This is a genomic window from Rathayibacter sp. AY1E3, from assembly GCF_002932235.1.
Classification (GTDB): domain Bacteria; phylum Actinomycetota; class Actinomycetes; order Actinomycetales; family Microbacteriaceae; genus Rathayibacter.
This window is the reverse complement of the sequence record NZ_PSVN01000029.1, coordinates 1-23,569: the sequence shown is the minus strand read 5'-3', so window position 1 is coordinate 23,569 and position 23,569 is coordinate 1. Positions and strand designations below refer to the sequence as shown.

Genomic DNA, 23,569 nt, shown 5'->3' with positions numbered 1-23,569 from the left:
GGGTGCACGTGCGCGGCAACGAGGTGACGCTCGACGGCGAGCGCGAGCCCGTCGCCGCGGCGACGCGCCTGGTGGAAGAACTGGTGCGCATGACCGCGGGCGGGCTCAGCCGCGCGGAGGCTGGCGGTCGCCGGGCGGGCGGGCGGCCTGGCCGCGGCGCTCGGCGCGGTTCGCGAACTCCCGGGCCTGCTCGCGCTCGAAGTGCTGCGCCTGCTTCTGCTGGTCGTACTCGGTGTACGCGTCCACGATGCGGCCGACCAGGCTGTGGCGCACCACGTCCTCGCTGGTCAGGCGCGAGAAGTGGATGTCGTCGATGCCGTCGAGCACGCGCGTCACGAGGCGGAGTCCGCTCGCGCCGGTCGGCAGGTCGACCTGGGTGATGTCGCCGGTGACGACCATCTTGGAGCCGAAGCCGAGGCGGGTGAGGAACATCTTCATCTGCTCGGGCGTCGTGTTCTGCGCCTCGTCGAGCACGACGAACGAGTTGTTGAGCGTGCGCCCGCGCATGTAGGCGAGCGGAGCGACCTCGATCGTGCCGGCCGCGAGCAGCTTCGGGACGATCTCGGGGTCCATCATCTCGTTCAGCGCGTCGTAGAGCGGGCGCAGGTACGGGTCGATCTTGTCGGTGAGCGAGCCGGGCAGGTAGCCCAGCCGCTCCCCCGCCTCGACCGCCGGGCGGGTCAGGATGATCCGCTCGACCTCCTTGCGCTGCAGCGACTGCACGGCCTTCGCCATCGCCAGGTAGGTCTTGCCGGTTCCGGCCGGGCCGATGCCGAAGACGATGGTGTTCTGATCGACCGCGTCGACGTACTCGCGCTGCCCGAGCGTCTTGGGCCTCACGCTCCGTCCGCGCGCCGTGAGGATGGCCTGGCCGAACGCCTCGGCCGGGCTCACCGGCCCGCCGTTCTGCAGGATGCGGGCGGACTCGCGCACGCCCTCCGGGTCGAGATCGTGCCCGCTCGCGGTCATGCGCACCAGTTCTTCCACCAGGCGCGTCGCCGCGGCGACGGGCTCGCGCTCGCCGTCGAGCGTCACCTCGTTGCCGCGCACGTGCACCCGGACATCGGGGAATCGTCCTTCGACCGCTCGGATGAGGCGGTCCTGGGGTCCGAGGAGGCGCACCATCGCGACTCCGTCGACGGCGACGACGCGCCGCGTCGTCTCGGACGCGTCCGCGCCGGGGGCGGGACGCTCGTCGGGGCTCGCGCCCGTGTTCTCAACCGGTGGCAAGGGAGCCTTCCGTCTGGTGGCCGCCCAGGACGTGGGCGTGCACGTGGAACACGGTCTGGCCCGCCTCTTCGCCGGAGTTGAAGACGAGGCGGAACTGACCGTTGCTGTGGGCGTCGGCGAGCGACTGGGCGACCTGCACCATCTCGGCGAGCAGGGCGGGATCGGCGGCGGCGAGGGCGGCGACCGTGGCGTGCTCCTGGGTCTTCGGGAAGACGAGGAGGTGGACGGGCGCCTTCGGCTCGATGTCGGTGATCGCGAGGATGCGCTCGCTCTCGAACACCACATCGGCCGGGATCTCGCCCTGGACGATGCGCGTGAAGACGGTGGGTTCGCTCATGCACCCATCTTAAACGGGGCCCGTGCGCGACGGGCGCCGCGTTCGCCCACGGCACCCTGCTCCGGAGCCCCGAATCGGCTGTGGAGGAGCGTCACCAGCGGCCCAGGCGGGCCGAGAGGACGGCGATGGCAGCGGGACCTGCGGTCGAGGTGCGCAGGACGGAGTCGCCGAGCGCGACGGCCTCGGCGCCCGCCTCCGCGAGCAGCCGCAGCTCCTCCGGAGCGATGCCGCCCTCGGGCCCGACGACGAGCACCAGGTCGCGTCCGTCCGGGACCACCTGGGAGAGCCGCGCCTGCGCCGAGGGCTCGAGGACCAGCACCCGGGACGTCGCGGCGCGCGCGACGAGACCGCGCACCTGCTCGAGCGGCGCGACCTCGGGCACCCGGGGGCGCAGCGACTGCTTGCTCGCCTCGCGCACGATGGCCCGCCAGCGCTCGCGCCCCTTCTCCTCCTTCGGGCCCGACCACCGCGAGATCGACCGCGCGGCCTGCCACGGGACGACCTCGTCCACCCCGAGCTCGGTCGCCGCCTGCACGGCGAGCTCGTCGCGGTCGCCCTTCGCGAGGGCCTGCACGAGGACCAGGCGCGGGGACGGCACCGGGGACTCCTGCACCGACTCCACGACGAGCACCACTCGCGTCGGCTCCGCGCTCTCGACGACCGCGGTCGCGACGAGTCCGCGCCCGTCCCCGACCCGGACGCTCTCGCCCGCGCGGATCCGGCTGACGGTCGCGGCGTGCCGTGCCTCCGCGCCGGTGAGCGCGAGCCGGCCCCCGACGACGAAGCCCTCGGAGTCCAGCGACTCGTCGATGTAGTGGTGCGCCACGGGGCTCAGCCCAGGAAGCGGTCGCGGAGCTTGGAGAACAGGCCCTGCTGGAAGTGGGTCAGCGCGGGCTTCTGCGGCTTGTAGTGCTTCGCCAGCTCCTGGACCAGCTCCCGCTCGCGGTGGCCCAGCTTCGTCGGGGTGACGACCTGGATGCCGATGCGGAGGTCGCCGCGTCCGCTGCCGCGCAGGCGCGTGACTCCGCGTCCCTTGATCGTGACGATCTCGGTGCTCTGCGTGCCCGGCTTGATCTCGATCTCGATGTCCCCGTCGAGCGCCTTGAGCGACGCCGTGGAGCCGAGGATCGCGTCCGTCATCTGCACCTCGAGGGTGCAGAGAAGGTCGTCGCCGTTGCGGCTGAAGACGTCGTGGTGCTTGACCTTGATCTCTAGGTACAGGTCGCCGTTGGGGCCGCCGGCCGGGCCGACCTCGCCGCTGCCGGGCATCTGCAGGCGGAGGCCCGTGTCGACTCCCGCGGGGACGTCGACGGGGATGGTGCGGCGGGCGCGGACGCGTCCCTGGCCCTGGCAGGTGGAGCAGGGGGTCGCGATGACGGTGCCGTAGCCGCGGCAGGTGCCGCAGGGGCTGGCCGTCATCACATTGCCCAGGAGCGAGCGGACCGTGCGCTGGATCTGGCCGGAGCCGTGGCAGATGTCGCAGGTCACCGGCGAGGTGCCGGGCTGGCAGCACGAGCCCTGGCACGTCTCGCAGAGCACCGCCGTGTCGACCTCGAGGTCGCGGTGGGTGCCGAAGATGACCTCGTCGAGCGAGACCTCCACGCGCAGCAGGGCGTCCTGGCCGCGCTCGCGGCGGGAGCGCGGCCCGCGGGACGAGCCCTGCGCGCCCTGCCCGAAGAAGGTCTCGAAGATGTCGCCGAACCCGCCGAAGCCCTGGGCGCCGCCGCCGAAGCCCTCCTGGGGCCCGCGGTCGTACTGCGCCCGCTGCTGGGCGTCGCTCAGGACGTCGTAGGCGTGCGTGACGAGCTTGAAGCGCTCGGAGGCGTCCGCGCTCGGGTTGACGTCGGGGTGCAGCTCGCGGGCGAGTCGGCGGTACGCCTTCTTGATCTCGTCGGCGGAGGCGTCGCGGTCGACGCCCAGCACTTCGTAGTGATCGGCCACAGGTGGCTTCGTCCTTCGTTCGTGGGTCGGTGGGCCGGGCACGGCGCACCGGGGGATCCGGCGGGGGCCGGGAGGTCGGGCCTACTCCTCGCCGAGGAGGCGGGAGAGGTAGCGGGCGACGGCGCGCACCGCGGTGATGTTGCCGGAGTAGTCCATCCGGATCGGGCCGAGCACGCCCAGGCGCGAGACCTGGCCGCCCGCGGTGTTGTACCCGCTCGTGAGCACCGAGGTCTCCTGCAGCCCGAACGGCGCGTTCTCGCGGCCGATGCGCACCGAGATGCCCCGGGGGTCCGGCGTCATCTCGGCGAAGAGGCGCAGCAGCTCCACCTGCTCCTCTATCGCCTCGAGCACGGGATAGATGCTGCCCGAGAAGTCCTCCTCGGTGCGGACGAGGTTCGCGGCGCCGGCCATGACCAGGCGGTCCTGCCGGTTGGCGCCGACCTGCTCGAGCAGGGTCTGCACGATCGGCGTCAGCACGTGGCGCCGCTCGGGGCTGAAGCGCTCCGCGACGGAGCCGAGCGTCTCGGCCGCCTGCTGGAGCCCGAGGCCCAGCACGGCCGTGTTGAGCTTCGCGCGGATCTCGCCGAGGAGCGCGTCGTCCACGTCCTCCGGGGTCTCGAGCACGCGCTGGTCGACCCTGCCGGTGTCGGTGATCAGCACCGACAGGAGGCGGCGGGGAGCGAGGGCGACGAGCTCCACGTGGCGCAGCCGCGCGGCTCCGAACGACGGGTACTGCACGAGCGCGACGCTGTTGGTGAGCTGCGAGAGCAGGCGGACGGTCTTGACCAGCACCTCGTCGAGGTCCGGGCTCTGCCCGAGGAACGTCTCGATCGCCTGGCGCTGCGCGGAGGTCAGCGGGCGCAGGTCGGCGAGCTGGTCGACGAAGAGGCGGTAGCCCTTGTCGGTCGGCACGCGGCCGGACGAGGTGTGCGGAGCCGCGATCAGCTCCTCCTCCTCCAGCTGGGCCATCTCGTTGCGGATGGTGGCGGCCGAGACGCCGAACGCGTGGCGCTCGACGATCGACTTGGAGCCCACCGGCTCCCGGTTCGCCACGTAGTCCTGCACGATCACGCGCAGGACCTGGAGACCGCGCTCCGTGACCATACGACCGACCTCCCGCCGGACTCCGAGTGCCCGCGGGCACGACCGTCTGCGGCGCTGACGCCGCGCGGAGCCTGGCACTCCGCAACTCTGAGTGCCAATCATAACCGGGAGGCGGACCGCCCGGCGGGGTTGCGCGGGGATCGGCCGGGGTGCACTCCTGCAGGGCCGCGGGGAGGAGCCCCGTCATCCCCGAGGAGGAGGTCCCGCGCGGCCCGGTGCGGAGGGAGTCGCCGCATGCCACGATGGACGCCGAGCGCACGGGGGACGCCCGTCGCCGCCGCCGGAACGGAGACCATCATGTCGGCCACCCCTCCCCCGCCCCCCGTCTACGGGACCCCGGCTCCGCCGCTGAACCCGGCGGACGAGAAGACCTGGGCGATCGTCACGCACGTGACCGGCATCTTCTTCAGCTTCCTGCCCTCGCTGATCGTCTTCCTGGTCTTCAAGGGGCGCGGACCGTTCCTCGAGGCGCACGCCAAGACGGCCCTCAACTTCCACCTGACGACGCTGATCGCCTACGTCGCCGGGACGATCCTGTCCTTCGTCCTCGTCGGCTTCATCGTGTTCCTGGTCGTGCCGATCCTGGTGATCGTCTTCGCGATCATCGCCTCGGTGCGCGCCAGCGCGGGCGAGTACTACACGTACCCGCTCAGCATCCCGTTCTTCAAGTAGCCGCGGCACCGGGGCGGCCGTGCGTCGCCCGCCCCGGGATCCGGCCTCAGCCGTCGGTGAGGCGGCGCACGACCGCGTCGGCCAGCAGACGGCCGCGCAGGGTCAGCACGATCAGGCCGCCGAGCGCCGCCCGGCCGTCGACGAGGCCGTCGGCGATGAGCCCCGCCACCTCGCTGCGCCGATCGGCGTCGATCGCGTCGATGGGCAGCCCGTCCGCCAGGCGCGAGCGCAGCAGCACGTCCTCCACACGCCGCGTGCCCGCGTCGAGCGTCTCCCGCCCGGCAGCGGGCGAGACCCCGGTGCTCAGCCGGTCGGCGTAGGCCGCCGGGTGCTTCACGTTCCACCAGCGCACGCCTCCGACGTGGCTGTGCGCGCCGGGACCGACGCCCCACCAGTCGTGGCCGAGCCAGTACGAGAGGTTGTGCCGGGAGCGGTGGGCTGCGTCGCGCGCCCAGTTGCTGACCTCGTACCAGGAGTACCCGGCAGCGGCCAGGCGCGCGTCGGCGAGTTCGTACATGTCGGCCGTGAGGTCGTCGTCCGGGGTCGCGACCTCGCCGCGGCGGATCTGACGGGCGAGCTTCGTGCCGTCCTCCACGATCAGGGCGTAGGCCGAGAGGTGGTCCGGCCGGTTGGCGAGCGCGGAGTCGAGCGACCGCTCCCAGTCCGCGAGGGACTCCCCCGGCGTGCCGTAGATGAGGTCGAGGCTGACCTGCAGGCCTGCCTCCCGCGCCCACTCGACCACGAGCGGGACCCGCTCCGGGTCGTGGGTGCGCTCGAGCGTGGCGAGGACGTGCGGCACGGCCGACTGCATCCCGAAGCTGACGCGGGTGAAGCCCGCCTCGGCCAGCGCGCGGAGGTAGGCGGCGTCGACGGAGTCCGGGTTCGCCTCGGTGGTGATCTCGGCGTCGGGCGCGACCCCGAAGTGGGTGCGGAGGCCGTCCAGCATCCGCACCAGGTCGCCGGCGGGCAGGAGGGTGGGCGTCCCGCCGCCGAAGAAGACCGTGCGGGCGGGGCGCCGGGGCAGGCCCGCGCGCTCGAGCACCTCGGCACCGAGAGCCATCTCGGTGATCGCCTCGTCGGCGTAGTCCTGCTGCTTCGCCCCGCGGAGCTCGGTCGCCGTGTAGGTGTTGAAGTCGCAGTACCCGCAGCGGACCCGGCAGAACGGCACGTGCACGTAGAGGCCGAGGTCGCGCTGCTCCACGCCGTCGACGACGGATGCGGGCAGTCCGCCGTCGAGCGGAGCAGGATCGGCGATCGGGAGGGCGCTCCCCACGTCAGCTGACGCGCGCCGGCAGCAGCGCGCGCAGGTACTTGGCGACCTGGCGCTTCTGCACGGCGCGCAGCACCGGCGCGCCCAGGCGGTAGAGGCGGGTGGAGGGACGCGAGAAGACCCGGATGACGAGCCAGACGGAGTCGTCCGCGCGCTTCTCGACGACGAAGGACTCCTCGCCGCTCTCGGGGTGGCCCTCGAGGGTGCCGTAGGCGAAGCCGACCTGGTCGGGCTCGTCGACGACGTAGACCACGCGGACCGGGGCGTCGAAGACGCGGCCGAGCAGGGTCACGCGGAGCACGGCGGTCACGCCGGCGGTGATGTAGGGGGTGCCGTCGGGAGCGAAGTGCTCCTCCGTCGGCCGGCTGACGAGGTCGATCGGGGTGCCCGCGGCGTCGAAGTTGACGCCGGTGTACTGCACGCCGCTGCCGCTGGTGATATCGGTCACCTCGATGCCGCTGCCGCGCTGCACGCCCCAGGTCATCAGGGAGGCGGTGGTGATGGCGAAGCGCTCGTCGCCCGAGCCGAGACGGGCCTCGAAGCGCTCGGCCGTGAAGCCGTCCGGCGGGTACTCGAGCAGGTCGGGTGCCAGAGTGCCGCCGACGGCCGCGTAGGTGACCTGCGGCTGGCCCTCGAAGTTGGAGCGGCGGATGCTCACGTCCCGACCTTCTTCCCGGACTCCTCGAGCGCGGCGCGCGTCGAGTCCGCGCGCCGGGTGGTGCTGTCCATCCGACCCAGCGTATCCGACCGTCGGCGCCCCGAGCCGGGAACGACCGAGGGCCCTCCCCCGCCGGAGCGGGAGGAGGGCCCTCGTCGTGGTGCGGGTCGGGTCAGCTGCAGGGAGTCAGCTTCGCGACGGCGTCCGACAGGGTGCCGGTGCCGCCGAGGAGGACGACGCTCGTCGCTCCGCCGGCCTTGATGTCCTGCAGCACCTTGACCGGCACGCAGGTCGGGGGCACGGCGAAGAGGGGGCTCCCCGTGCGCCCGGCGGCCGCGGCTCCGGCCAGGGCGTCGGGGAAGTTCTCTCCGGTGGCCAGGAACACGGTCTTCGACCCGCGGGGGAAGGCCGCCCGGTTGAGCTGCTCCGAGGTGTCGTAGCGGTCGACCCCGCCGAAGCGGGTGACGAGCGGTCCGGCCGGCACCGTGAGGGAGTTCTGGATGCCGGCGCTGACCGATAGCTCGGATCCCGCGATGGTGAGCACCGGAGGCCGGAGCCCCCTCAGGATCCCGACAGTGGTCGGGTCGGCCGCCGGGAGGCCGCCGTTCACGAGGACGACGGGGGCCGAGTTCTTGCCCGCAGCGGCGGTGGCGCTGAGCGCGTCGGGGAACTTCTCGCCGGTCGCGATCCAGGCCCCCTTCGGCGAGGTGCCTTCGAAGGCGCTCTCGATGATCTTCCGCGACGTGTCGTAGCGGTCGGTGCCTCCGAGGCGGAAGACCCTCCCGTTCGCGTACTGGCCGAGGTCGGTCGCGAGGGCGTCGCTGACGCTGAGGTCGGAGCCGACGACGACGATCCGCTGGGGCTTGAGACGGGTGAGCTCGTCGCGCACGACCTGGCTCACAGAGTCGCGGTCGACCAGGAGGAGCGGGCCGCCCTGCTTCGCGGCGGCGGGACCGGCGCTGAGCGCGTCGGGGAAGTTCGCGCCGGTGGCGATGTAGACGACGGGGACGCCGGGGGTGTCGAAGGTCGCCTTCGAGATCTCGACCGCGGTGCCCTGGCGGTCGGTGCCCGCGAGGCGGGTCACCGTCGGACCGTTACCAGGGGTCGGCCCGGTGGTCGGCGGAGTCGTCGACGCGACGACCCTGAGGGGCACCCGGACGACGAAGGCGGAGCCCGCCGGCTGCTCGACACCGCGGCCGGCTCCCGTGACGCGGATGGAGGGAGCGCCCGTGAGCGAAGTGTCGCCGAAGTTCTGGTACCGGTCGTAGAAGTCCTGGTTCGGCTTCACCGCGACCGACGAGCCGTCGTCTAGGACCTTAGCGGAGGCGGTGAGCGCCGGGGTGCCGTCCGTTCCGACGGTGGCCCGGACGGAGGTGCCGAAGAAGCCGGGCACGCCCGTCTCGACGACGACGACGTCGCCGGCGCCCGCGTCGGTCAGGCTGCCGCCGCCGGCCCAGAAGACGCCGTCGTGGCGGGTCGAGCTCGGAGTGGTCGCGGACAGGTCGACCACGGCCGCGTCCTCGCCGCTCGCCGGAGCGACGGTCAGGCCGGCGGTGACGCTGAGGTCGAAGCCCGTCGTGGACTCGAGCGCCGGGGGGACGTAGGCGTCGTCCGCCTGCGGCGCCTCCGCGGTGAGGTCGAGCCTCACCGCGGGCTGCTCGAACGAGCCCACCGTGCGCTCGAGCGGGATCTCGATGGTGTTGGCGGCGGCGTCTACAGCCGAGGAGCCCGACACGAAGTCGGCATCGCTGGTGCTGAGGCGCCAGTCCACGGTCTCGTACCCCGGGTGCGACCACTCCGTGAACCCGGCGGACGCGCTCGCGGCCGGGAGCTCGACGGTGATGGTCTCCGCGTCGGAGGAGACGGATAGGCCCTTCGCGACGCCGAACTGGTCGATGTCCTCCCAGACGAAGGGCGCGGGCGACGCCTGCACCTCACGGCTCGCGGCTGATGCGGGTGCGGCGGCGACGAGCGATCCCGCCGTCACCGCTGCGACGCCCAGCAGCGCCGCCCCCGATCTGATCCAGTGCTTCCTCGTGCGTGCAGAGTCCACGGGCTTCCCCCTTGATCGTGATGAGAGGGCCGACCGTCGACGCTCCAGCCCCCGAGCGGATCGTCCTCGATCCGCAGCCGCGTCCAGCGCTCGAAAGCTACCTGGGAAGTGATCGGCGCCGCAATGGCCCCTCACCGCAGGTCCCCTCTCGGGGGGTGCGCCTCCGCTGGAGGAGTCCTACTTCTTGTCCTTGGTCTCGACGTCGCCCGAGAGCGCGGCGATGAACGCCTCCTGGGGGACCTCGACGCGGCCGACCATCTTCATCCGCTTCTTGCCCTCCTTCTGCTTCTCGAGGAGCTTGCGCTTGCGGGTGATGTCGCCGCCGTAGCACTTGGCCAGGACGTCCTTGCGCATCGCGCTGATCGACTCGCGGGCGATGATCCGGGCGCCGATGGCGGCCTGGATCGGCACCTCGAACTGCTGACGCGGGATCAGCTTGCGCAGGCGCCCCGTCATCAGCACGCCGTAGGCGTAGGCCTTCTCCCGGTGCACGATCGCGCTGAACGCGTCGACCTGCTCGCCCTGCAGCAGGATGTCGACCTTCACGAGGTCGGCCTCCTGCGAGCCGGCGGGCTCGTAGTCGAGCGAGGCGTAGCCGGCGGTCTTGGACTTGAGGTTGTCGAAGAAGTCGAAGACGATCTCGCCGAGGGGCATGTGGTAGCGGATCTCGACCCGGTCCTCGCCCAGGTACTCCATGCCGATCAGGGTCCCGCGGCGGCTCTGGCAGAGCTCCATGATCGTGCCGACGTAGTCCTTCGGCGCGAGGATCGCGGCCTTGACGATCGGCTCCGTGACGGCGGCGATCTTGCCGACGGGGAACTCGCTCGGGTTCGTGACGGTGACGGTCTTCTTGTCCTCCGTCGAGACCTCGTAGATGACCGAGGGCGCCGTGGTGATGAGGTCGAGACCGAACTCGCGCTGCAGGCGCTCGGTGATGATCTCGAGGTGCAGGAGGCCGAGGAACCCGCAGCGGAAGCCGAAGCCGAGCGCCACCGACGTCTCGGGCTCGTAGACGAGCGCCGCGTCCGAGAGCTTGAGCTTGTCGAGGGCCTCGCGCAGGTCCGGGTAGTCGCTGCCGTCGATCGGGTACAGGCCCGAGAAGACCATCGGGAGCGGCTCGGTGTAGCCGGGCAGCGCCTGCGTCGCGGGCTTCGACGCCGTGGTGACGGTGTCGCCGACCTTCGACTGGCGCACGTCCTTCACACCGGTGATCAGGTAGCCCACCTCGCCGACCGCGAGACCCTGCGTCGCGACCGGCTCGGGGCTCGACACGCCGATCTCGAGGATCTCGTGCGTGGCGCGGGTCGACATCATCTGGATCTTCTCGCGCGGCGAGAGCTTGCCGTCGATCATCCGGACGTAGGTGACGACCCCGCGGTAGGCGTCGTACACGGAGTCGAAGATCATGGCGCGCGCAGGGGCGGAGGGGTCGCCGACGGGCGGCGGGATGAGCTCGGTGACGCGGTCGAGCAGCGCCTCGACGCCCATGCCGGTCTTGCCGGAGACGCGGAGGACGTCGTCCGGGTCGCCGCCGATGAGGCTCGCGAGCTCCTTCGCGTACTTCTCGGGATCCGCGGCCGGCAGGTCGATCTTGTTCAGGACAGGGATGATCGTGAGGTCGTTCTCGAGCGCGAGGTAGAGGTTCGCGAGCGTCTGCGCCTCGATGCCCTGCGCCGCGTCGACCAGGAGGATCGCGCCCTCGCAGGCCGCCAGCGAGCGGCTGACCTCGTAGGAGAAGTCGACGTGACCCGGAGTGTCGATCATGTTCAGGGCGAACGTGCGCCCGTCGCGCTCCCACGGCATCCGCACGGCCTGCGACTTGATCGTGATGCCGCGCTCGCGCTCGATGTCCATGCGGTCGAGGTACTGCGCGCGCATCGCCCGGTCCTCGACGACACCCGTGATGCCGAGCATCCGGTCGGCGAGGGTGGACTTGCCGTGGTCGATGTGGGCGATGATGCAGAAGTTGCGGATGGACGCCGGATCGGTCGCGGCGGGCTCGAGCCCGGAGTGTGCACGTGGAGACATCGTGGGACCAGTGTCCCATGCCCGGCGGCGGAGGCCGGGACCGGCGGCTACAGATCGAGTCCGTAGGTGCGGGTGGGCTCGACGCCGGGCGGGTTCTCCCGCTCGCCGAGGCGGACGAAGCCCATGCTCTCGTAGAGGGCGTGCGCGGTGGTCATCAGCGTGCCGCTGTTCATCACGACCCGCTGGAGGCCCCGCTCAGCGGCGAGCATCACGACGAACTCCGTGAGCAGCCGCCCGAGACCCCGCCCGCGTGCCTCCGGGGCGACGGCGAGCAGCCGCCAGTCCAGCTCGCCGGGGCGGCCGAGCTCGTAGAGGTTCGCGCCCGGGCGCGCGGTGGTGACCGTGGCGAGGATCCGCCCGTCGCCCTCGACGGCGACCCAGACCTCGCCCTCGACGTCGTGCCGGGCGACCGCGGCGACGTCGGCGGCGTACTCCTCCCCCAGCTCGTAGTCGTGGGCGTAGGCGGCGAGCCGCAGGCGCGAGACCTCGTCGTACTCCTGGGCCCGGACGCGCCGGACCAGCACCTCGGCGGCGCTCATCCGCGCACCGGGGCCGGGAGAGCGCGCAGCCCGTGCTCGAGCGCGGCGGGATCCGCGGCGAGGCAGACGCGGATCCAGCCCTCGCCGGTGCGGCCGAAGGCGCTGCCGGGCGCGACGGCGACGAGGGTCTCGAGGAGGAAGGACTCGACCCACGAGGCGACGTCCCCGCCGGTCGCGTGCGCCATGTCGATCCACAGGTAGAACGCGCCCTCGGGCTCGCGGTAGGCGATCCCCCGCTCGTCGAGCACGCCCGTCGCGAGCCGCAGGTTGGCGAGGTAGTGGTCGGAGGCGGACGCCACCGCGTCCTGCGGCCCGGTCAGAGCGGCGAGGGCGGCGCGCTGGTCCGGAGTGGCGACGCAGCTGATCGCCGCCTCCTGCACCGTGACCATGATCGACGTGAAGCCGGGAGGCGTCACGAGGTAGCCGACGCGGACGCCGGTCATCGCGTAGGTCTTCGAGAAGGAGAAGACGCTGAGGACGCGGTCGGCGTCGTCCCCGCGCTCCTGCGCGATCGACGCGAGGCTCACGTGCGGGCGCCCGTAGGTGAAGTACTCGTAGACCTCGTCGCTGAGCACCCACAGGTCGTGGCGCCGGGCGATGTCGAGCAGGCGCTCGAGGACCTCCCTCGGGAACACCACGCCGAGCGGATTGGACGGGCTGTTGACGATCAGGACGCGGGTCCGGTCGGTGATCAGGCGCTCGACCTCCTCGGGATCGGGGAGGAAGGCGTTCTCAGCGCGCAGCGTGTACGGCACGGGGACGGCGCCGATGGTCCGCGCGTTGGTCGTGAAGACGGTGTAGCCCGGGTCGGGGATGAGCACCTCGTCGCCGGGCCCGAGCAGGAGCGTCATCGCCTGGTGCAGCGCCTGCGTGGCGCCGACGGTCACCCAGACCTGCTCGACGTCCGCCTCGATGCCGTTGTCTCGTGCCAGCTTCTCGACGATGGCGCGCCGGAGCTCGGGGACTCCGCCGTTGGGCCCGTAGCGGGTGTCATCGGCCGCCCACGCCGCCCGTGCCGCCTCGATGATGTGCGGCGCGGTCGGCACGTCGGGCTCGCCCACCGCGAGGAGGGTGACTCCGTCGAGCCGCAGCGCGATCTCGAACAGGTGGCGGATGCCCGAGGGCGGCACCGCGGAGAGGTGATCGGCGAGACGGGGCACCGGCGTCACGTTACCGGCGGGCCCGGACCGCGAGACGCCACGGCGGTCCGCCTCCCCCGGCGTGTCGCCCCGGCGGCCCCGACCCGGACGGCGCCGCACCCGCGGGCGCGGCGCGGTTGAAGGGTGACGACGGGTGCGCTAAAGTTCCTTGTTGGCTTGCGCTCCCCCTCCGGACACCCGGCAGGCGTGGAGTGATCAGAAGCCGGCGACCTCCAGTCGCACCGCAGGGCGTTCAGACGCCCGCGGAAGGGGCACTCCGTCGAGTAGCCGGCTGCACACACGCACATCCGAGAAGAAGGTAATCCACGTGGCAAACATCAAGTCGCAGATCAAGCGCAACCTCACCAACAAGAAGGCGAACGAGCGCAACAAGGCCGTCAAGAGCGAGCTGAAGACCGCCATCCGCTCGGTCCACACCGCCATCGCCGCCGGCGACACCGAGAAGGCCGGCACCGCCCTCGCCTTCGCCGCCAAGAAGCTCGACAAGGCCGCCAGCAAGGGCGTCATCCACAAGAACCAGGCCGCGAACCGCAAGTCGGCCATCGCGAAGCAGGTCGCCGCGCTGTAGTACTGCGCGAAGCTGCAACGACGAAGGGTCCGGCCATTGGCCGGGCCCTTCGTCGTTGCAGCTTCGCGGTCGACGGGCTCCTCGTGCCTCGTCGCCCGTCGCGCGGTCGGCTTACAGGGGTGGTCGCGGTGGGAGGAGCGGGTTTCGTTCCGGGTACGACGATCCGCTCGCACGCGGATCGCCGGTGACCCGTACCGTTCTCGACGGGCTCCTCGTTCCTCGTCGCCCGTCGCGCGGTCGGCTCCCAGGGGTGGTCGCGGAGGGAGGAGCGGGGAGCGTTCCGGGTACGACGATCCGCTCGCACGCGGATCGCCGGTGACCCTGCGAGGTCATCGTGCGACGCTTCGTCGTCCATCGGACGTGACGCGGTCGGGTCTCATAGTGGTCGCGGTGGGAGGAGCGGGTTCCGTTCCGGGTACGACGATCCGCTGACACGCGGATCGGCGGTGACCCGCACCGATCTCGACGGGCTCCTCGTGCCTCGTCGCCCGTCGCGCAGTCGGCTTCCGCGCATGGTTGCGGTGGGAGGAGCGGGTTCCGTTCCGGGTACGACGATCCACTGACACGCGGATCGCCGGTGACCCTGCGAGGTCGTTGTCCGACTCTTCGTCGGCCGCGGTGCGAGCCTGCGAGCGGAGGTGAACCCTTCGCTGCTGGTCGAGTAGCCGCGGAGCGGCGGGTCGAGACCCGCCGGGGACGAGGTCGGTGCTGATCGCGGGAGCAGGGCCTTTCGGGCGGGTCAGAGGCCCCGGGCGGAGACGACGGAGACCATGCGCTCGAGGGCGTAGACGGGGTCGCGGGTGGCGCCCTTCACGTTCGCGTCGGCGTCGGCGACCGTCAGGATCGCGGTGCCGAGGCCCTCGCCGGTCCAGCCCTGCAGGTCGCGCCGGGCCCGGTCCACCTGCCACGGAGCGAGGCCCAGACGCGAGGCGACCTGGCCCGAGCCCTCGCGCGAGCCGGCGACCTTCGCCATGGTCCGCAGCTTGCTCGCGAACGCGGCGACGATCGGTACCGGGTCGGCACCGGAGGCGAGGGCGTGGCGGAGCCCGAGCAGCGCCTCGCCGTGACGGCCCGCGATCGCCGAGTCGGCGACGGTGAAGGCCGTGGTCTCGACGCGGCCGCCGTAGTACTTCGCGACGGTCGCCTCGGTGATCTCGCCGGTGACGTCGGACAGCAGCTGCTGGCACGCCGACGCGAGCTCGTCGAGGTCGTCGGAGAAGGCAGACACCAGGGCTCGGACGGCACCGGTGGTCGCCGTGCGGCCGGCGGTGCGGAACTCGGCGATCGCGAAGTCGACCTTGTCGCTCTCGCGCTTGAGCTCGGCGCAGACGATCTCGATGCCGCCGCCCGTGCCCGAGCGGATGGCGTCGAGGAGCTTCTTGCCCCGGTTGCCGCCGCCGTGGCGGAGCACCAGGGTCGCCCCGTCCGCGGGCGCCGAGAGGTAGTCGAGGGTCTCGAGGAGGAACGCGTCCGTGCACTTCTCGACGTTCGAGACGCGGATGAGGCGGGGCTCGTCGAAGAGGGACGGGCTCGCGAGCGTCAGCAGCTCCCCCGGCGCGTAGCCGCCGGCGTCGATGTCGCTGACCTCGAGGCTCGGGTCCTCGGCCCGGAGGAACTCGCGGAGGAAGCGCAGCGCGCGGTCGGCGAGGAACTGCTCCGGGCCGGTGATCAGCACGATCGGCGCCGGCCGGGTCTGGTTCCAGGCGAGCTGCGGGATCGCCGCCTTCGAGGGCGCTGCCTTCGCGCGCGCCGGGGCCCTGCCTGCCATGCCGTGTCCTTCCGTGCCGCGCCCGTCCGAGCGCCCTCCACCCTACGGCCCGCTCACGGCGCCCCGAGGCCGCCGCGGGAGCCGTCGCGCCGCTCACCCAGACCGCGATCCCGTCGCTGCGGGACGCGAGCACGACCGTACCCTCGACATCCGACCTCAGCGCCTCGACCCCGTGCTCGGCCAGCAGAGCGAGGAGCGACGGATTCGGATGTCCGTAGTCGTTCTCCGCCCCGACGGAGATCAGCCCGACGCTCGCGCCGAGCGCGTCGTAGAGGGCGGGCGACTGGTCGGCGGAGCCGTGATGCGCGACCTTGACGACGTCGACCCGGCCGACCGGCAGCCGGGAGACGCGTCCCTGCTCCTGCTCGCCGAGGTCGCCCAGGAGCGCGACGGAGAGCGGGCCGCCGCGGGCGTCCGGGCCGATGTCGACCCGGAGGGTCACGCTCGCCTCGTTCCCCCGCAGCGCGCTCCGCCGCTCCGGCCACTCGACCCGCCAGCGCAGCGAGCCGAGCGCGCCGCTGTCGCCGCGGACCGCCTCCTGCACGGCGACCCCCGCGCCGGTGAGCGCCGCCCGGTCGCGCTCGTCGTCGCGGCCCGCGGCGGGCCCGACGAGCGCGGCGTCGGTCCGTCCGAGGACGGCCTGGAGCCCGCCGACGTGGTCGAGGTCGTAGTGAGTGAGCACCAGCAGCGGGATCCGGTCCACTCCCATCAGGCGGAGGCAGGCCTCGAGCGGTGCGGGCTCGGGCCCCGTGTCGACGAGCAGCACGCCCGCGTCTCCGCGGAGGAGGACCGCGTCGCCCTGCCCGACGTCGCACATCGCGACACGCCAGTCCTCGGGAACCGAGGCGGCGCGAAGGAGCGGCGTGGCGACGGTGGTGCCGCCGGCGGCGGCGATCGCGCACGCCAGCCCGACGGCGGCGACCCGGCGCACCCGCGCGAGCCGCGGCGACTGCGTGACCAGCACGAGGGCGAGCAGGGTCAGCACGGTGAGCGTGAGCGCTCCTCCTACTCCGGGCCACCAGGCGATCCTCGGGGCGGGCCACGAGTCGACGGCGCGGGCGATCGAGGCGATCCACCAGGCGGGGACGGCGGCGAGCCGGATCGCAGCGTCGGCGGCTCCGGGCCACCAGGGGGCGAGCAGGCAGCCGATGAGCCCGAGCCCGGTCGCGGCGGGTGCCGCGGGCTCGGCGAGCAGGTTGGCGAGCACTCCGTACACCGGCACCGACGGGTCCACGAGCAGCAGCACGGGCTGGCAGGCGAGCTGCGCCGCGGTCGGCACCGCGAGCAGCAGGGCGAGAGGCCGGGGCAGCACTCGACCGAGAGCGCCCGCGATCGGCTCGGCGAGCAGCAGGAGTCCGGCGGTGGCGAGGACGGACAGCACGAAGCCGAGCCTCCCCGCGATCGAGGGGTCGGCGGCCACGAGCACGACGACGGTCGCGAGCAGGGCGGGCACGGCCGCTCCGGAGCGACGCCCGAGCCGCGCGAGGAGGACCACCGTCGCCATCACGGCGGCCCGCACCACGCTCGGCTCGGGGGTCACCAGCACCACGAAGCCGGCGAGCAGGGCGAGGGCGGCGACGGTCCGGAGGCGGCGCCCGGCGCCGAGGAGCGCCGCGATCGTCCAGCCGGCGACCACCACCACGGCGCAGTTGGCGCCCGAGACGGCGGTCAGGTGGGTGAGCGACGCGGTGCGCATCGCCTCCTCGAGCCCCGCGTCGAGCGCGGACGTGTCGCCGGTCGCGAGGCCCGGCAGCAGCCCCGCCACGTCGCCGCCGACCAGCGCCGCGCGTTCGAGGAAGCGCGAGCGCAGCACCTCCGCGACGGCCGCCGCTCCCCCGGGACCGCGCCGGTCCTGAACGGACGCCGCCCTCAGCATCGTCGCCTCGCCGACGGGCGCCTCCTGCGCCGCAGCACGCGCCTCCAGGTCGAGCTCGGCGCCCACCGGCAGCCGACCGCCGGGATCGGCGAGCAGCACGCGGACGGGGGCCGCGGTCGACGCGTCTCCCACCCGCAGCGCCGTCGCGTCGAACCACACTCCCCCGGTCGCGAGCGGTCGGGCACCCGTGTCGACGCGCACGGTGACCGGGGTGAGGGCGCGATCCTCCTGTGCCTCCCGCAGCGACGCCGGGTGGTCACCGGGCGCCGCGGCGACGACGGAGGTGAGGGCGAGGGCGGCACCCGCGCCCCCGACGAGCACCGCTCCGACCAGCCGCCCGCCGAGGCCGCGCCGGAGCAGGACGCACGCCGCCCCGAGCAGCACCCAGCCCGCGGCGCACCACGAGAGGCCCCCGTCGAGCACTGCCGCGACCGGCAGCATCCCGGCCGCCCACGCGGTGGTCCAGGCGGCCACCGCTGCCGGCAGGAGCCGCAGGTCCGCCGCCCGCACGCTCCTCACGGCGCGACCTGGTCGCGGAACGCGGCGAGCGTCTTCTCGCCGATCCCGGGGACCTCGAGCAGCTGGTCGACGGAGGAGAACGGGCCGTTCGCCTCCCGGTGGGCGACGATCTTCTTCGCGGTCGCCGGGCCGATCTCGGGCAGCTCCTCCAGCTGGGCCGCCGTCGCCGTGCTCAGGCTCAGCACGGATCCGGCGGCGGCGGCCCCTCCCGGAGCGGATCCGCCCGGAGCCGCTCCCGCCGCGGCCGGCGCCGCTCCCACGGCCGGCACGACGATCTGCTCGCCGTCGACGAGCCTCCGGGCCAGGTTGACCGCCGCGCGCTCCGCCGACTCCTGGAACCCTCCGGCGGCGGCGACCGCGTCCGCCACCCGCGCCTCCGACGACAGGACATACAGCCCCGGAGAGGCGACCTCCCCGGCCACGTGCACGTACAGCGACTCGACCACCGCAGCAGCGGGCACGCTCGTCGACACGGCGGGCTCCAGGACCCGCTCATGACCGCTCGACCGTGCTCCCGCGAGCAGCACCGCGACCACCGCGGCGCCGATGACGAGCACGACCGCCGCTCCCACTCCCACGCGCCAGCGCGGGCGGGCGCGCCGAGGCCGCAGCAGCGCCGTCAGCTGCTCGTCGTCCGTCCCGCTGGTCTCTGGCATCCGCCGACGGTAGGACCCACGTCCCCGCCCGGAGCGGCCGCCGACGCCGATCCGGGGAGAGCCCGCCGGATCGCCTCCCTGTGGAGGAAAGGGCAGCACCGGCGCAGGACGCACGACGGGGCCCCTCCCGCGAGAGGAGGAGCCCCGTCGGGACGGATCGGCGGCTAGACCGCCTTCGTCACCAGGTTCACCAGGCGCGGCGCCCGCACGATCGCCTTCACGACCTCGCGGCCGACGAGAGCCCGCGCGACGCCGGCAGTGGCCCGCGCCTTCTCCTCGAGCTCGTCGGAGGAGATCTTCGGCGAGACCTCGAGCCGGTCGCGGACCTTGCCGTCGACCTGCAGGATCGCCGTGACCTTCTCCTCGACCAGCAGCGACGGGTCGGCCTTGCGCCACAGCGCGTGCGCGACGGTGCCCTCGTAGCCCAGACGGTGCCACATGTCCTCGGCCGTGTACGGCGCGAACAGGTTGAGAGCCATCGCGACCACCTCGACCGCCTCGCGGACCGCGGGGTCCCCGGCCCCGGCGCCCGAGTCGACGACCTTGCGGGTCGCGTTGACGAGCTCCATCAGCCGCGCGACCACGACGTTGAACTTGAACGCCTCGATCAGCGACGGGGACTCCGCGAGGAAGCGGTGGGTCTGGCGGCGCAGAGCCGCGTCGCCCGACTTCCACTCGACGTCGGGCCTCGAGGTGACGTCCTTCGCCAGGCGCCAGGCGCGGGCGAGGAACTTCGCGCTGCCGCCGGGCGAGACGTCGGCCCAGTCGATGTCGTCCTCGGGCGGGCCGGCGAACGCCATCGTCAGGCGCACGGCGTCGACGCCGAACTCGTCCAGCTGGTCCGAGAGGCGGACGATGTTGCCCTTCGACTTCGACATCGCCGCGCCGTCCATCTGCACCATGCCCTGGTTCAGCAGCGCGGTGAACGGCTCCGTGAACGACACGTAGCCCAGGTCGAACAGCACCTTGGTGATGAAGCGCGCGTACAGCAGGTGCAGGATCGCGTGCGTCACGCCTCCGACGTACTGGTCGACGGGCGCCCACTTCTCGGCGAGCTTCGGATCGAAGGCCTGCGTGTCGTCCTTCGGCGAGAGGAAGCGGAGGAAGTACCACGAGGAGTCGACGAAGGTGTCCATCGTGTCCGGGTCGCGGCGCGCGGGCGAGCCGTCCACCGGGTGCGGCACGTTCACCCAGTCCTCCGCCGCTCCGAGCGGCGACGAGCCCTTCGGCTGCAGGTCGAGGCCGTCGGTGGAGGGCAGGACGACGGGCAGCTGGTCCTCGGGAACCGGCACGAGCTCGCCGTCGGCTCCGTGGATGATCGGGATGGGGGTGCCCCAGTAGCGCTGACGGGAGATCAGCCAGTCGCGCAGGCGGTAGTTCTTGGCCGAGCGGCCGCGGCCGCGCTCCTCGAGCATCCTGATGACGCGCTCGATGGCGGTGCGCTTGGAGAGCCCGTCGAGCGGCCCGGAGTTGATCAGGCGGCCGTCGCCGGTCAGCGCCTCGCCGGTCGTGGCGGGGTCGAGCGAGTACTCCTTCTCGAGCGCGGCCAGCTCCTCCGGGTCCTCCGGGATGACCGGGATCGCCCCGGTGACGGACGCGTTCGTGTCGACGACCACGCGCACGGGCAGGTCGAAGGCGCGGGCGAAGTCGAGGTCGCGCTGGTCGTGCGCGGGGACGGCCATGACGGCTCCGTGGCCGTAGTCCGAGAGGACGTAGTCGGCGGCCCAGATCGGCAGCCGCTCGCCGTTCACGGGGTTCACCGCGTAGCGGCCGAGGAACACGCCGGTCTTGGGGCGGTCGGCGGTCAGGCGCTCGATCTCGCTCGACTTCTGCACCGTCTCGAGGTAGCTGCGGAACGCGTCGCGGATCGCGGGCTCGGAGCCCTCGACCAGCTCGGAGGCGAGGTCGGAGTCGGGCGCGACGACCATGAAGGTCGCCCCGTAGAGCGTGTCGGGGCGCGTGGTGAAGACGGTGACGCGCTCGTCGCGGCCCTCGATCTCGAACTCGACGTCGGCACCGATGGAGCGGCCGATCCAGTTGCGCTGCATGGCGATGACCTTCGACGGCCAGGAGCCCTCGAGCTGGTTCAGGTCGTCGAGCAGCCGGTCGGCGTAGTCGGTGATCTTGAAGTACCACTGCGTGAGCTTCTTCTTGACCACGACCGCGCCGGAGCGCTCGGAGGTGCCGTCCGCGAGGACCTGCTCGTTCGCCAGGACCGTCTGGTCCACCGGGTCCCAGTTGACCCAGCTGTCCTTGCGGTAGGCGAGGCCCTTCTCGTACATCTTGAGGAACAGCCACTGGTTCCACTTGTAGTACTCGGGGTCGGAGGTGTGCAGCACGCGGTCCCAGTCGAAGGACGCGGCGTAGCGCTTCATCGAGCGCTTCTGCTGCTCGATGTTGTCGTAGGTCCAGGTGACCGGGTTCAGCCCGCGCTTGATGGCGGCGTTCTCGGCGGGCAGGCCGAAGCTGTCCCAGCCGATCGGGTGGAGGACGTTGAAGCCCTGCTGGCGCCAGTAGCGCGCGATCACGTCACCGAGCGCGTACGCCTCGGCGTGGCCCATGTGCAGGTCGCCCGAGGGGTACGGGAACATGTCGAGCACGTACTTGCGGGGGCGCTTGTCGTCGGGGTCGTCCGTCGCGAACGGGCGCGTCTCCTCCCAGATCGGGAGCCACTTCTCCTGGAGCGCTCGGAAGTCGTAGCGCTCCTCGTCGCTCGCGCCGGTCTGCCGGGAGGTGTCTTCTGCCACAGGTGCTTCTCACTTCTGAAGGAGGGGGAGAACGCGCGCGCTTGGGCGGCTGCGTTCGACCATCAACCCTACTGGCCCCGCGCGCACGGCAGACGAACGCGGCGCCCGCTCAGTCCTCGGCGGCGCCCAGCACCGCGAGGAGCGCCCGCGCCTTCAGCCGCGTCTCCTCGACCTCCTCCTCCGGCACCGAGAGCGCGGTGATGCCGCCGCCGGTTCCCAGGCGGGCGCGCTCGCCGTCGAGCACGAGGGTGCGGATGGTCATCGCGAGGTCCAGCGAGCCGTCCGAGCCCAGGCGGCCGAAGGCGCCGGAGTAGACGCCGCGGGGACCGCCCTCCCACTCCCGCAGCAGCTCCACGGCCCGGCGCTTGGGCGCTCCCGCCATCGAGCCGGCCGGGAAGAGGGCCGCGATCAGCTCGGCGATCCCGACGCCCGGCGCGCGGCGGGCCGAGACCTCGCTGACCAGCTGGTGGACGTGCGGGTAGCTCTCCACCTCGAGCAGGCGGTCGACGACGACGGAGCCGGGGGCGGCGATCCGGGCGAGGTCGTTGCGGACGAGGTCCACGATCATCACGTTCTCGGCCCGCTCCTTCACGCTCGACACGAGCTCGTCCCGGAGCGCGCGGTCCTCGTCGGCGTCCCGGCCCCGGGGGCGCGTGCCCTTGATGGGATGCGTGGCGACGCGTCCATCGGCCCCGCCGGTGAGGAACCGCTCGGGCGAGGCGCTGACGAGCGCGAGCGGGCCGAGGCGGATCAGCCCGCCGTGATGGCTCGGGCTGGAGCGGCGGAGGCGACGGTACGCCTCGACCGGATCGAACCGGCCCTCGACGACGATCTCGTCGGTGAGGCAGAGCTGGTAGGCATCCCCCGCGCGGATGGCCTCCTGGCAGCGGCCGATCAGCGCCGTGTACTCGGCGGCGGAGTGGCGGCGGACCGGGTCGCCGGCGGGCTCGGGATCCGCGGGGTCCGCGGGTGCGGGCGCGCCGACGAGCTCGAGCAGGCGCGCGGTGAGCTCCTGCACGTCGCCCGTGGCGACCAGGCGGACGGTCCGGGTGCCGTGGTCGAACTCGAGCACGGGGTCGCCCCGGAGCAGGGCGAGGGCCGGCGGATCCGCGGGGCCGGTCGGCGCCGAGGGCAGGGAGACGGAGGCGGCTCCCGCCTCGTAGGAGATCCAGCCGTAGCGGCCGAGCGCGCGGTCGCCCGCGGGGGCCTCGTCGTCGACCGCGGCGAGCGCCGCCGCCACGTCGCCGCCGGCCTCGACGAGGAGCACGTCCCCGCGGGCGCACGCGCCGAGGTAGGAGCGGCCGCTCGTCGCTCCGAGGCCCGAGTCGAGCCAGAACGACGCCTCGGCCGTGGCGAACAGGGCGTGGTGCGCGAGCTCCGGATCGACCCAGGGCAGCTCGACCGAGCGGACGTGCCGATCCTCCGAGACCACTGGGCTAGCGTAGGCGGTCGTGGACGGCGAGCAGGTTCGGGAGTGGGACGGGCGGGCCCTGACGAGCGTTCCCGAGCCGTTCGGCACCTCCCTGGACGCGGCCGACTCCTGGCTGGTGGACGAGGGACGCGTCCGCGGGCTCGACCTGCACCGCGAGCGGTTCGCCGCCTCCGTCGCTTCGGCGGGCGGGCACCCGGACGTCGAGCCGTTCCTCCACGCCGCGATCGCCGCCCTGCCCCGCGAGGGCCGCTCCTTCCCCCGCGTCGAGCTCTCGGGAGGCGCCCTGCGGCTCCGGCTGCGATCCGCCCCGCCGACGACCCGCTCCGTGGTGCTGTGGACGAGCCCCGTGGATCCGCGCCGGACGCCGTCCTGGAAGGGGCCGGACATCGCACGTCTCGCCCTCCTGCGGACGCGCGCGCACGCCGCGGGAGCGGACGAGGCCGTGCTGCTCGACGCCGAGGGCGCCGTCATCGACGGAGCGAGCAGCGCGATCCTGTGGTGGCTGGGCGACGCGCTGGTCGTCCCTCCGGCGACGAGCACCCGCGTGCGCAGCGTGACGGCTCGCACCGTCTCGGTGCTCGCCGGCGCGCTCGGCGTGGACGTGATCGAGGCCCCGGCCGAGCCGGGGTCGCTCGAGGGCCGTGAGGTCTGGACGGCCAACGCCCTGCACGGTCTGCGGCTGGCGACCGCCTGGGCGGACGGACCGGCGCTCGCCGCGGAGCCGGGCCGCCTGGACGCCTGGCGGAAGCGGCTGGACGCTCTCAGGCGGCCTCTCCCGGCGCTCTGACCCGCGGAGGACCTCAGCTCCCGCGCGTCCCCCAGACGGAGGGCCCCCGTTCCGGTCGCACTCGTGCGTCCGCCGTGCGAGCATCGAGTACCCCCTCTTCCGGCCCCCGCCGGCCACTCGAGAAAGTCCTGCGATGACGCGTTCCGCAGCTACCTCGAGACGGTGCAGAAGTCGAGCGAGATCGAGCGCCTGACCGCCGACCGCCCCAAGACCGGCGTGTTCCT

General features: G+C 72.9%; 18 protein-coding genes and 1 pseudogene. 3 read left to right on the top strand and 16 right to left on the bottom strand.

The genetic code is table 11. The features are described from left to right. Window positions 1-105: 105 nt before the first annotated feature. The 5 genes from C5C53_RS15840 to hrcA all read right to left on the bottom strand — a co-directional run bounded on the left by C5C53_RS15840 (window position 106) and on the right by hrcA (window position 4,612). Complete coding sequence (locus C5C53_RS15840; protein WP_104225204.1) at window positions 106-1,125, bottom strand: PhoH family protein; 1,020 nt, start codon at window positions 1,123-1,125, stop codon at window positions 106-108. 91 nt (window positions 1,126-1,216) lie between these two features. After that, on the bottom strand, window positions 1,217-1,567 hold the full coding sequence (locus C5C53_RS15835; RefSeq protein WP_104267981.1) for an HIT domain-containing protein: 351 nt from the start codon (window positions 1,565-1,567) through the stop codon (window positions 1,217-1,219). Window positions 1,568-1,658: 91 nt separating this feature from the next. Next, window positions 1,659-2,393, bottom strand: a complete 735-nt coding sequence (locus tag C5C53_RS15830; RefSeq protein WP_104267980.1) for a 16S rRNA (uracil(1498)-N(3))-methyltransferase — start codon at window positions 2,391-2,393, stop codon at window positions 1,659-1,661. Window positions 2,394-2,398: 5 nt separating this feature from the next. Beyond that, complete coding sequence (gene dnaJ, locus C5C53_RS15825; protein ID WP_104251191.1) at window positions 2,399-3,508, bottom strand: molecular chaperone DnaJ; 1,110 nt, start codon at window positions 3,506-3,508, stop codon at window positions 2,399-2,401. A gap of 81 nt (window positions 3,509-3,589) precedes the next feature. Next, window positions 3,590-4,612 carry a heat-inducible transcriptional repressor HrcA gene (gene hrcA, locus C5C53_RS15820; protein ID WP_104223131.1) on the bottom strand — a complete coding sequence of 341 codons (1,023 nt, stop codon included), beginning with the start codon at window positions 4,610-4,612 and terminating at the stop codon, window positions 3,590-3,592. Between the two features lie 297 nt (window positions 4,613-4,909). Here hrcA and C5C53_RS15815 point away from each other — a divergent pair, with 297 nt between their 5' ends. Further along, entirely contained in the window at window positions 4,910-5,284 is a 375-nt protein-coding gene (locus C5C53_RS15815) for a DUF4870 domain-containing protein (RefSeq protein ID WP_104223130.1), read from the top strand. 46 nt (window positions 5,285-5,330) lie between these two features. Here C5C53_RS15815 and hemW read toward each other — a convergent pair whose 3' ends face one another. The 6 genes from hemW to C5C53_RS15785 form a co-directional block, all read right to left on the bottom strand. Continuing rightward, a complete protein-coding gene (gene hemW, locus C5C53_RS15810; RefSeq protein WP_104267979.1) occupies window positions 5,331-6,557 on the bottom strand; it encodes a radical SAM family heme chaperone HemW in 1,227 nt (408 codons plus the stop codon). A 1-nt stretch (window position 6,558) separates the two neighbouring features. Then, complete coding sequence (locus C5C53_RS15805; protein WP_244229440.1) at window positions 6,559-7,212, bottom strand: DUF1990 family protein; 654 nt, start codon at window positions 7,210-7,212, stop codon at window positions 6,559-6,561. 172 nt (window positions 7,213-7,384) lie between these two features. Further along, a complete protein-coding gene (locus tag C5C53_RS15800) occupies window positions 7,385-9,265 on the bottom strand; it encodes a cell wall-binding repeat-containing protein (RefSeq protein ID WP_146084689.1) in 1,881 nt (626 codons plus the stop codon). Between the two features lie 177 nt (window positions 9,266-9,442). Next, window positions 9,443-11,293 carry a translation elongation factor 4 gene (gene lepA, locus C5C53_RS15795; RefSeq protein ID WP_104223127.1) on the bottom strand — a complete coding sequence of 617 codons (1,851 nt, stop codon included), beginning with the start codon at window positions 11,291-11,293 and terminating at the stop codon, window positions 9,443-9,445. Window positions 11,294-11,340: 47 nt separating this feature from the next. Next, a complete protein-coding gene (locus C5C53_RS15790) occupies window positions 11,341-11,832 on the bottom strand; it encodes a GNAT family N-acetyltransferase (RefSeq protein ID WP_104223126.1) in 492 nt (163 codons plus the stop codon). Continuing rightward, complete coding sequence (locus tag C5C53_RS15785) at window positions 11,829-12,992, bottom strand: pyridoxal phosphate-dependent aminotransferase (RefSeq protein WP_104267977.1); 1,164 nt, start codon at window positions 12,990-12,992, stop codon at window positions 11,829-11,831. Before C5C53_RS15785 ends, C5C53_RS15790 begins: the two co-directional genes overlap by 4 nt. Window positions 12,993-13,299: 307 nt before the next feature. Between C5C53_RS15785 and rpsT the strand changes: the two genes are divergently transcribed. Next, window positions 13,300-13,560 carry a 30S ribosomal protein S20 gene (gene rpsT / locus C5C53_RS15780; protein ID WP_097165711.1) on the top strand — a complete coding sequence of 87 codons (261 nt, stop codon included), beginning with the start codon at window positions 13,300-13,302 and terminating at the stop codon, window positions 13,558-13,560. A 739-nt stretch (window positions 13,561-14,299) separates the two neighbouring features. Here the strand turns inward: rpsT and holA are convergent. The 5 genes and pseudogenes from holA to pabB all read right to left on the bottom strand — a co-directional run bounded on the left by holA (window position 14,300) and on the right by pabB (window position 22,558). Next, window positions 14,300-15,328: a DNA polymerase III subunit delta gene (gene holA / locus C5C53_RS15775; RefSeq protein ID WP_104225645.1), complete on the bottom strand. Its 1,029-nt coding sequence runs from the start codon at window positions 15,326-15,328 to the stop codon at window positions 14,300-14,302. Between the two features lie 568 nt (window positions 15,329-15,896). Then, window positions 15,897-17,024 (bottom strand): annotated as a pseudogene (locus C5C53_RS17630) (ComEC/Rec2 family competence protein); the annotation flags it as partial. Between the two features lie 695 nt (window positions 17,025-17,719). Further along, a complete protein-coding gene (locus C5C53_RS15760; RefSeq protein WP_104267976.1) occupies window positions 17,720-18,379 on the bottom strand; it encodes a ComEA family DNA-binding protein in 660 nt (219 codons plus the stop codon). Between the two features lie 164 nt (window positions 18,380-18,543). Continuing rightward, on the bottom strand, window positions 18,544-21,126 hold the full coding sequence (leuS, locus tag C5C53_RS15755; RefSeq protein ID WP_104225642.1) for a leucine--tRNA ligase: 2,583 nt from the start codon (window positions 21,124-21,126) through the stop codon (window positions 18,544-18,546). A 109-nt stretch (window positions 21,127-21,235) separates the two neighbouring features. Then, window positions 21,236-22,558, bottom strand: coding sequence for an aminodeoxychorismate synthase component I (gene pabB / locus C5C53_RS15750; protein WP_104267975.1), 1,323 nt, complete (start codon window positions 22,556-22,558; stop codon window positions 21,236-21,238). Window positions 22,559-22,577: 19 nt separating this feature from the next. Between pabB and C5C53_RS15745 the strand changes: the two genes are divergently transcribed. Further along, window positions 22,578-23,345 carry an aminotransferase class IV gene (locus C5C53_RS15745; RefSeq protein ID WP_258075445.1) on the top strand — a complete coding sequence of 256 codons (768 nt, stop codon included), beginning with the start codon at window positions 22,578-22,580 and terminating at the stop codon, window positions 23,343-23,345. The last annotated feature ends 224 nt before the right edge of the window (window positions 23,346-23,569 follow it).